Annotated in this window: 4 protein-coding genes; 1 reads left to right on the top strand and 3 read right to left on the bottom strand. The window is 69.2% G+C overall.

The features are described 5' to 3' along the window. Positions 1 to 361, top strand: a 361-nt coding sequence (locus AC1DZ6_RS23745; RefSeq protein ID WP_477099568.1) for a class I SAM-dependent methyltransferase, incomplete at its 5' end; no start/stop codon positions are given. 7 nt (positions 362 to 368) lie between these two features. On the opposite strand, the gene fixK is transcribed toward AC1DZ6_RS23745, so the two are convergent. The 3 genes from fixK to AC1DZ6_RS23730 all read right to left on the bottom strand — a co-directional run. After that, positions 369 to 1016 (bottom strand): transcriptional regulator FixK, encoded by a 648-nt coding sequence (gene fixK, locus AC1DZ6_RS23740; RefSeq protein ID WP_477099567.1) that lies wholly within the window; start codon positions 1014 to 1016, stop codon positions 369 to 371. Between the two features lie 120 nt (positions 1017 to 1136). Beyond that, on the bottom strand, positions 1137 to 1751 hold the full coding sequence (gene fixJ / locus AC1DZ6_RS23735) for a response regulator FixJ (RefSeq protein ID WP_477099566.1): 615 nt from the start codon (positions 1749 to 1751) through the stop codon (positions 1137 to 1139). Next, positions 1744 to 2334, bottom strand: a 591-nt coding sequence (locus tag AC1DZ6_RS23730; RefSeq protein WP_477099565.1) for a sensor histidine kinase, incomplete at its 5' end; no start/stop codon positions are given. The genes AC1DZ6_RS23730 and fixJ, both read right to left, overlap by 8 nt.

Raw genomic sequence — 2334 nt, 5'->3', positions numbered from 1 at the left:
CTACAAGGGCGGCGAGCACGCCGACACCTCCGAGCAGATCGTCCGGGCGCTGGCCGATCAGTTGGGGCTTTCCAATGTCAGCCTGCTGACGGGAATCTTCCCCGACGACACCGCCGACCGGGTCGCCGACCGGCGGTTCGCGCTCTGCCACATCGACGTCGATGTCTACGACTCGGCGCTGCACATCCTGGAATGGGTGTGGCCGCGCATGCCGGTGGGCGGCGTCGTGGTGTTCGACGACTACGGCTTCTCGTCCTGCACGGGGGTCACCAAGCTGGTGAACGACCGCCTGGACATCCCCGGCGCGTTGACGCTGCACAATCTCAACGGCCACGCCGTGATCGTGAAGACGGCGGCTTAGGCCGCGCTCAGTCCACCATCGCTTCCAGGGCGCGGCGATCGCGCAGCAGCACCTTGCGGGTGGTCGGCAAGGCGATCAGGCCGTCGTGCTGGAACTGGGTGAAGGTGCGCGACACAGTCTCGATGGTCAGGCCCAGATAGTCGGCCATGTCCTGGCGGGTCATCGGCACGTCGAGCAGGGCCTGGGCGCCCGTGCGCTCGGCCAGGTCCAGCAGCAGAGCGGCGACGCGCTCGCAGGCGGTGCGGCGGCCCAGCATCAGCACGTGGTCCTGGCAGCGGCGCAGGCTGTCGGTGGTCAGCTCCAGCAGGCGGCGGGCCACGTCGCCGCGCTCTTGGGCCAGGGCTTCCAGGGCGGGACGCGGCATGGCCCGCACCAGGGTCGGGCTCAGGGTCTGGGCGGCCACGCGATAGCTCTCGCCGCTCTCCAGGCCAAACACGTCGCCGGCGAAGTGGAAGGTCTCGATCTGCCGCCGCCCGTCGCGCAGGAGGCGGCAGGTGCGCAAGGATCCGGAGATCAGCTGGTAGATCCGGTCGGCCGGCTGGCCCTCGTCGAAGATCGTCACGCCCGGGCCGTAGCTCAGGTGCAGGCCGTCGAGCACGATCGCCGCCGGCTGGCGGGTGACGGTGGGGGCGGCGGTCTGGATCACGGACAGCATGGCGATCTCCCGATCTCGTAGCCCGCCCACTCTCCGCCTCTGGAGCCGAGCGGTACAGTCGGGACCTACGCCTAAGGAGGATTACCTAGGCTGGCTTGAACGAAGCGATCGCCTCGCGGTTTAAGCGCGCCGGGCCGACAGGGTCATGCGCACCAGGGCGGCCAGGTTGTCGGCGTGCATCTTGGCCATCAGCTTGGCGCGATAGATCTCGACCGTACGCGGGCTGATCCCCAGTTCGCGGGCGATGACCTTGTTGGGCTGGCCGTCGACGACGCCGTCCAGCACTTGGCGCTCGCGCTCCGACAGGGTCTCCAGCCGTTGGCGGACCAGGGTCGCCTCGTCCGAGACCGCGGTGGTGGCCGGCGGAGGGCCGGCTTCCAAGGCGCGGTTGAGGGCGTCGATCATCCGACTTTCGCCAAAGGGCTTTTCGATGAAGTCGGCCACCCCGGCTCGCATGGCCTCGACCGCCAGGGGGATGTCGCCATGGCCGGTGATCATGATGACCGGCACACGCGAGCCTCGGGCGTTGAGCTCCCGCACCAGCTCCAGCCCGGTCATGTCGGGCATGCGCATGTCGGTGATCACGCAGCCGGCGCCATCCAGGGGCAGGGCGTCCAGCAAGGCCAGCGCCGAGGCGTGGCTGACCACCTCGAAGTCGGCGGCCTCCAGCAGGAACGCCAGGGACTCGCGGGCGCTCTCGTCGTCGTCGACCACATGGACCACGGCTTCACTCATCGATCACGTCCTCGTCGTCTCGTCTGGCCGGCAGGATGAAGTGGAACACCGTGCCGCCTTTCGGGTTCGCGTCGGCCCAGATGCGCCCGCCGTGCGCCTCGATGATCGAGCGCGAGATCGACAGGCCGACCCCCATGCCCTCGGCCTTGGTGGTCATGAACGGCTGGAACAGCCGCTCGCGGAAGTCGTCGCTGATGCCCGATCCGGTGTCGGTGACGCTGACCTGGACAGAGCCGTTGTCGAGCCGCTGGCTCGCGATGGTCAGTTCGCGGCGTTGCGAGTCGGCCATGGCGTCGACGGCGTTGCGGATCAGGTTTACCAGCACCTGCTGGATCTGCACCCGGTCGGCATAGACGGCGTCGGCCTTGGGATCGAGCTGCAAGCGGGTCGAGACCAGGTGCTCGCGGGCCCCGATCAGGGCCAGGGCGGCGGCGTCCTCGACCACCTTGGACAGGCTCTCGGGCGCGCGTTCGCTGGCTCCGCGCCGCACGAACTCGCGCATGCGGTGGATGACGTCGCCGGCCCGCAAGGMCTGGGCGGAGGCCTTGTCGACGGCGTCGCGGACCTTGGCCTGATCCTCGGG

The sequence above is a fragment of the Caulobacter sp. P1_B12_2 genome (assembly GCF_056406675.1).
This window is presented reverse-complemented; position numbering and strand designations above follow the sequence as displayed.